The following is a 7,009-nucleotide window of genomic DNA, read 5'->3' on the forward strand; positions in this document are numbered from 1 at the left end:
ACGACATGGACTATAAAGGCAAAGAACCTACTGCCCGTTTCTTCAGAGCAAGCCTCGATAACGGACGCATGAAGATTGATGAAAAGGAGGTGAGACCGTGATTTTGCAAGCTCTCTACAATTACTACGATAGAATGAAAGATGTGTTGCCATCAGAAGGATTTGAGCAGAAAGAAATTCCTTTCCTAATCATAATTAACCAAGAGGGCGAGTTCATTAATTTGCAGGATACTCGAACTCCTTTCGGTAAAAGACTGATAGCAAGGAAATTTGTTGTACCCAAGGAACACTCGCGATCAGGGAAGAATGCATGGCAGGCAGCAAATCTTCTATGGGATCACTATGGTTACGTTCTTGAAAATCCCAAGTCAGATACTGACAAAGACAAAGAAATGGCTAAGAAGCAGCATGGAACCTTTATGTCTCAAGTGCAAACACTTGTCAAAACATTTCCAGAAGACCTTGAACTTCAGGCTGTCAGGCAGTTTTATGCGGGAGAATACTACAAGAAAGTTTTTGATCATCCGTTATGGCAAGACTGCAAGAAGATTAATGGCTGTAATCTCAGCTTCCAGATTAGCGGAGAGGATCGCCTTATTTGCCAGAATGAAAATGTTTGCTCTTTTGTTTCAAAAACTATTGAGATCGAATCCGATGATAATGACGACATTCCCGTGACAAGTGATGTCGAAGGTATTTGCATGATTACTGGCAAACGTGCGTCAATTGCCCGATTGCATCCAAGAACGCCTATAGCAGGTGCAAAAAGCAATGCCAAGATCGTATCCTTTCAGAAGAACATGGGATTTGATTCGTATGGTAAACAACAGAGCTACAATGCTCCCGTTAGCAAGCAAGCTGCCTTTGCTTACACAACTGCTCTGAATTATATGCTTGCTAAAGATTCACGTCAGAAAATCTATGTAGGTGACACTACTACTGTCTTTTGGGCTGAAAAGAAACATGAGATCGAAGACTGGTTTACAGATATCTTCGGCGAACCTGCTAAAGGAGATTCCGATCAGGATAATGCCTCTATACGTGCTTTGTTTGAATCTATGAAAACGGGAGCCCCGCCTGTAGCGTGGAATTTAAATCAGTTCTATGTTCTCGGACTCTCACCAAATGCAGCTCGAATAGCTATTCGCTTTTGGTATGCTGGAACAGTGGCTGAGGTTGCGACAAACATACTGCAACACTTTAAAGACATTTCTATAGAACATGCTCCACATTTTTCCGAATATCTTTCTCTGTTTCGATTGCTCAAATCAACAGCTTTATTGGAAAAGCCTGAAAATATTCAGCCTAATCTCGCTGGTGATTTCATGAGGGCGATACTTGCTGGCACACCCTATCCTGCGACGCTTTTATCCTCGGCGGTAAGGAGGATTCGGGCAGAGCATGAGATAACATATCCACGCGCATCACTTATTAAAGCCGTACTTGTCAGAAATGCACGATTCTATAAAACGGAACAAACAAAGGAGGTAGGTATGTCATTAGACACAAGTAACACCAACATTGGCTATCGTCTTGGGCGGTTATTTGCTGTCCTTGAAAAGATTCAGGAGGAGGCAATCGAGGGAATTAACGCAACCATACGTGACAAATTTTACAGTTCTGCTTCCAGTACACCGGTAACATCCTTCCCGCATTTAATGAAACTCAAAAACCATCATCTATCAAAACTTGATAACAGAGGGCGAGCCGTTAATCTGGATAAACTGGTCGGTGAGATTGTTGACGGAATCCAAGCCGAAACATGTTTCCCCGGTTATCTCAGTCTTGACGATCAGGGGTGTTTCGCAATCGGATATTATCACCAGAGGCAGGATCTTTTCAAAAAGAAAGATAACAGCTAATTAATCTTAATTTAAGGAGGAATAGAAAATGAGCAATCCAATCAATAACCGCTATGACTTTGTATTATTCTTTGACGTTAAGGATGGCAACCCCAACGGTGACCCTGATGCAGGCAACCTGCCGCGTGTTGATCCTGAAACAGGACATGGGCTTGTGACTGATGTGTGTTTGAAAAGGAAGGTAAGAAATTATGTGCAGCTTTCTAATGAGAACAAGAGTGGCTATGATATCTTTGTGAAAGAAAAAGCGATACTCAATAAATATATTAGAGAAGGATATGAAGCATTAGGAATTAACCTTAACGAACCGCCTACAGACAAAAAAGACGGAGACAAGCGTAAAACCAAAGGCGGCGCTCAAGGCAGCGAAGTCGAGAAAGGACGGCAGTATATGTGTAAGACATATTATGATGTAAGAACTTTTGGAGCCGTAATGAGCACAGGTGCGAATGCTGGACAAGTTAGAGGTCCGGTACAAATGACTTTTGCTCGATCAGTTAATCAGGTAGTTCCTCTTGAACATGCTCTGACTGTTTGCGCTGCTCGTTCTGAGGAAAAAACAATAGAAGAGCAAATTGGTATTCAAGGACGAAAGTTCACCTTGCCTTATGGTCTATATCGCTGTCATGGATTTGTTTCTGCTTCGTTTGCAGCTCAGACAGGATTTAGCGAAGATGATTTGACACTCTTTTGGAAAGGGCTTCTTGAAATGTTTGAGCATGACCATTCAGCGGCGCGCGGGCAGATGGCAACGCGCAAGCTCATTGTATTCAAGCATGACTCAAGCTTGGGCAGCGCCCCAGCGCATGAACTCTTTGACAAGGTTAAGATTACACCGACAGATAAACCTGCCCGTGATTTCAGCGACTATGCGAATAATATCACTATACCGACTCAGGCAGATATGCCGACGGGAGTAATATTAGACGTTAAACTTTAAAAGAGGGGACAACACCAAATGACTAACCCAAAAGAACACCCGCAACTCATCCCGCCGCATGGCGGGTATCGGGAGCTACAGTCTTACAAAATGTCGGAGATTGTTTATGACGCTACAATAGTATTTTGCGACCGCTTCATCAACATCCGCTCGCGCACTCATGACCAGATGGTGCAGGCGGCGCGGAGCGGCAAGCAGAATATCGCTGAAGGCAGTATGGCATCGGGTACTTCCAAGAAAACCGAGTTGAAGCTTATTGGAGTGGCGCGGGCGAGCCTTGAGGAGTTGCTGCTTGATTATGAGGATTTTCTGCGGCAGAAAGGGCTGCCTCTCTGGACAAAAGATAATCTGAAAGCTGGTGAAGTCAGAAAGCTTTGCTACCAGAAGGATAGGTCTTACGAGACTTATAAGACTTATGTTGAGGCTTCGCCGCCGGAAACGGCGGCTAATGCTCTCATCTGCATGATTCATCAGACAAACTACTTGCTTGATCAGCAGTTGAGGGCGCTTGAAAAAGATTTTTTGAATGAGGGCGGATTCACGGAGAGGCTTTATTCGGCGCGCACGAAAGCGCGCAGAATAAAGAAATAGATCACATATGACTTATACGACTTATAATTACGCTGAAGACGATCTCATACAGCTTTCAGCCTTGCAGCATCTTGTCTTCTGCGAGCGGCAATGTGCATTAATCCACATTGAGCAACTGTGGTCTGAAAATGTACTGACCGCCGAAGGCAAAATCATGCATGAGAAAGTTGATACGGCAAACAGGGAATCAAGGGGTAAGATTCGCATTGAGTACGGTGTGCCGATGCGTTCTCTTCGACTCGGGTTAATCGGCAAGGCGGATGTGGTGGAGTTCCATAAAAAGGACGATGGGTCGTGGCAGCCTTTTCCTGTCGAATACAAACGCGGAAAGCCGAAGCTCGATGATTGCGATAAGGTTCAGCTTTGCGCTCAGGCTATATGCCTTGAAGAAATGCTCAATGTCGAAATCACCGAGGGCGCGCTATTTTACGGACAGACCCGGCGCAGGGAAGATGTTGCCTTTGATAAGGCTTTAAGAATCGAGACAGAAGAAACAGCGAGAAAGGTCCATGAGCTTATCGCATCGGGCATTACCCCGAAAGCCGAATATTCGGCAAAGTGCAAAAAATGTTCTTTGCTTGAATTGTGTTTGCCGAAGGTTAGCAGGAAGGCAAGTAAATATTTACTGACTGCGATTGAGGAGGAATGACAGCACTGAAAGATTCCGGACAAGCCGGAATGACAAGATTGGTAAAGCTCAAGTGAAGTAGGAGAAAGGAAGCCCATGAAGAAAAAGAAAGAGCCTGTTTCTGAGAAAGGCGAACTTATTTTATATCAGACGGAGGACGGCAAAACCAGGCTTGAAGTCCGGCTGCAGGATGAGACTGTCTGGCTGACTCAGAAGCTTATGGCCGAGTTATTCCAGACAACTCCTCAAAATATTACCATCCACCTTAAAAACATTTATAAAGAAGGCGAATTGGATGACTCGGCAACTTGTAAGGATTTCTTACAAGTTCAAAGTGAAGGGGACAGACAGGTAGAGCGTAAGCAGCAATTTTACAATTTAGACGCAATTATTTCTGTGGGCTATAGGATCAAATCTCATGTTGCCACGCGCTTTCGTCAATGGGCTACTCAACGGCTTCGTGAATACATTATCAAAGGCTTCACAATGGACGATGAGCGGCTGAAAGAAGTCAATAATATCGGCTCGGATTACTTTGACGAGATGCTTGAACGCATCAGAGACATCCGGTCGAGCGAAAAGCGCTTTTATCAGAAGATACGGGACATCTATAAACTTGCGGCAGATTATGATCCGACTGCAGAAGAGACGCTCGAATTTTTCAGCATTGTCCAGAACAAGCTGCACTTTGCTGTTTCCGGTAAAACCGCGGCAGAGATAATTTCTGAACGGGCGGATGCCTCAAAGCCCAATATGGGATTGACGTCATGGAAAGGCGCAAAAGTCCGCAAAGGCGATGTGACCATTGCCAAGAATTACCTGAATCATAATGAAATCGGGCATCTCAACCGCATTGTTGAAATGTACCTGAATTATGCAGAAGACCAAGCCAAACGCCGCAGGCAGGTCTTCATGCGCGATTGGCGGGAAAAACTGGACGCTTTTCTACAGTTTAATGAGAGGGACATCCTTACTAATGCCGGCAAGGTAACCAATGAGATAGCTGAAAGGCTGGCGCTTGAGCAGTATGAAATTTTTCACAGTAGCCGGCTCTCAGCCGAGGCGCGAAATGAAGCCCTTGCCGACGATGAAGAACTGAAAAAGATAGAAGCAGCTATTGAAAGAAAGAAGAAACGGGGACGCAGCAGGTAAACATTTATTGAATATTATAGAAGAATGAAAGCATCATACCGTCATTCCCGCGTAGGCGGGAATCCAGAGAAAAAGAACTGGATTCCGCATCAAGTGCGGAATGACAACTAAGGACAACGTATGAAGAAACATCTCAAGCGGGATTGTCTGCTTCGGACAGGTAAGCTGCAGTCCGTTCCTGATGGGGTTTTGCGCTGAGAACGGTGTGGCTGTAAGCCTTCTCACAGAAAACGGGAGATTCCTTGCAAAGGTTCAGGGGCCTGTGTCCGGCAATGTCCTTCTGAGGCGTGAGCAGTACAGAAAAGCTGATGACCTTGCGACATCCGCCGATATTGCAAAATCTTTTCTCAGTGGAAAACTGCTGAACAGTAGAGCCGTGTTACAGCGTTTTGTGAGAGATCATCAGAACAAGCCAAATGCTGACAGGGTGGATTCTGCATCCAAATTTATTGATTCATCTTTGAGGCGATTGCAGAATAAAATATCTTTGGATGAGATAAGAGGCATTGAGGGTGATTCGGCTCATACCTACTTCAGCGTTTTTGATCATCTCATTACAAGCCAGAAAGAGGCGTTCACCTTTAACGAAAGAAACAGGAGGCCGCCGCTGGACAACGTGAATTGCCTCCTGTCATTTTTATACACGATTGTTATGCATGATATGCGTTCAGCGCTTGAAACCGTGGGGCTTGATCCTGCGGTAGGGTTTCTGCACAGAGACAGGCCGGGAAGGTATAGCCTTGCGCTGGATATGATGGAAGAATTCAGGCCGTTCCTTGCAGACCGGCTCACTCTTTCACTGATAAATCTTTGTCAGGTGCAGGACAAGGGTTTTGAAAAGAAAGAAAACGGGGCCGTATTGATGGATGACGAAACAAGGAAGACTGTTCTTGTTGCCTATCAGAAACGCAAGCAGGATGAGATATTGCATCCCTTTCTCAATGAAAAGGTGACGATAGGCCTGCTCTTTCACACGCAGGCACTGCTGATGGCGCGGTATCTGCGCGGCGACATGGATGCATATCCGCCGTTTGTGTGGAAGTGATTCTTGGAGTAACGCCCCCAACCCTCTCTTAATCTAAGAGGGGGCGAAGGGGGAGTTATATGTGAGGTATTTTATGTTTGTACTTGTAAGTTATGACGTTTCGATAGAAGAAGGCGGACAGCGCCGCTTGCGAAGAGTGGCGCGTGCATGTATGGATTACGGGCAGAGGGTTCAGAATTCTGTCTTTGAATGTATTATTGATCCCGCTCAATTGACAGTTCTAAAACAGAGACTGATTGAAGAGATTGATCCTGAAAAAGACAGTCTGAGATTTTATTATCTCGGCTCTAATTGGAAGCATCGAGTGGAGCATGTCGGGGCGAAAGCAGGCGTTGATCAGGAGGGGCCTTTGATTATTTAAATTGTTTGCGAACCTAATGCACACACACATTTCCGCATAGATTCGCAAGATATGAAATTGGATTATAAAACATGACCATAAGCAAAATGTTCTTTGATAACTTTATTATTAGCCAGAGCGGAAAAGAGAAGTTCGCAAAAAGAAAGCAATAAGTAGTTAGTTTTAAATAAATTAATTGCAATGATGTCGCTCCCCGCGCGGGAGCGTGGATTGAAACGGATAACAGGTTACCAGATTATTAACAATATCGGTCGCTCCCCGCGCGGGAGCGTGGATTGAAACGTTGTTGTGTTGAAATTTCTTATATATGAACTTTCGTCGCTCCCCGCGCGGGAGCGTGGATTGAAACGTCTTATATGATGGGCGAATACGCGGCTCGCTTAGTCGCTCCCCGCGAGGGAGCGTGGATTGAAACATCACCGGCCTCCAGT

Annotated in this window: 7 protein-coding genes; all 7 read left to right on the forward strand. The window is 45.1% G+C overall.

All coding sequences use genetic code 11. The annotated features are described in order from the left end of the window. Positions 1-97: 97 nt before the first annotated feature. The gene (gene cas8c, locus HY807_00030) at positions 98-1,861 is read left to right on the forward strand and encodes a type I-C CRISPR-associated protein Cas8c/Csd1 (protein ID MBI4824797.1); all 1,764 of its coding nucleotides are present in this window, start codon (positions 98-100) and stop codon (positions 1,859-1,861) included. 28 nt (positions 1,862-1,889) lie between these two features. Further along, a complete protein-coding gene (gene cas7c, locus HY807_00035) occupies positions 1,890-2,801 on the forward strand; it encodes a type I-C CRISPR-associated protein Cas7/Csd2 (GenBank protein MBI4824798.1) in 912 nt (303 codons plus the stop codon). An 18-nt stretch (positions 2,802-2,819) separates the two neighbouring features. Further along, positions 2,820-3,392, forward strand: a complete 573-nt coding sequence (locus tag HY807_00040) for a four helix bundle protein (protein ID MBI4824799.1) — start codon at positions 2,820-2,822, stop codon at positions 3,390-3,392. Between the two features lie 7 nt (positions 3,393-3,399). Continuing rightward, complete coding sequence (gene cas4 / locus HY807_00045) at positions 3,400-4,041, forward strand: CRISPR-associated protein Cas4 (protein MBI4824800.1); 642 nt, start codon at positions 3,400-3,402, stop codon at positions 4,039-4,041. Between the two features lie 75 nt (positions 4,042-4,116). After that, entirely contained in the window at positions 4,117-5,172 is a 1,056-nt protein-coding gene (locus HY807_00050; protein MBI4824801.1) for a virulence RhuM family protein, read from the forward strand. 181 nt (positions 5,173-5,353) lie between these two features. Beyond that, complete coding sequence (gene cas1c, locus HY807_00055; protein MBI4824802.1) at positions 5,354-6,217, forward strand: type I-C CRISPR-associated endonuclease Cas1; 864 nt, start codon at positions 5,354-5,356, stop codon at positions 6,215-6,217. 73 nt (positions 6,218-6,290) lie between these two features. Beyond that, positions 6,291-6,578: a CRISPR-associated endonuclease Cas2 gene (gene cas2 / locus HY807_00060; protein MBI4824803.1), complete on the forward strand. Its 288-nt coding sequence runs from the start codon at positions 6,291-6,293 to the stop codon at positions 6,576-6,578. Positions 6,579-7,009 lie beyond the last annotated feature (431 nt).

This window comes from Nitrospirota bacterium (genome assembly GCA_016207885.1).
GTDB lineage: Bacteria > Nitrospirota > Thermodesulfovibrionia > UBA6902 > UBA6902 > JACQZG01.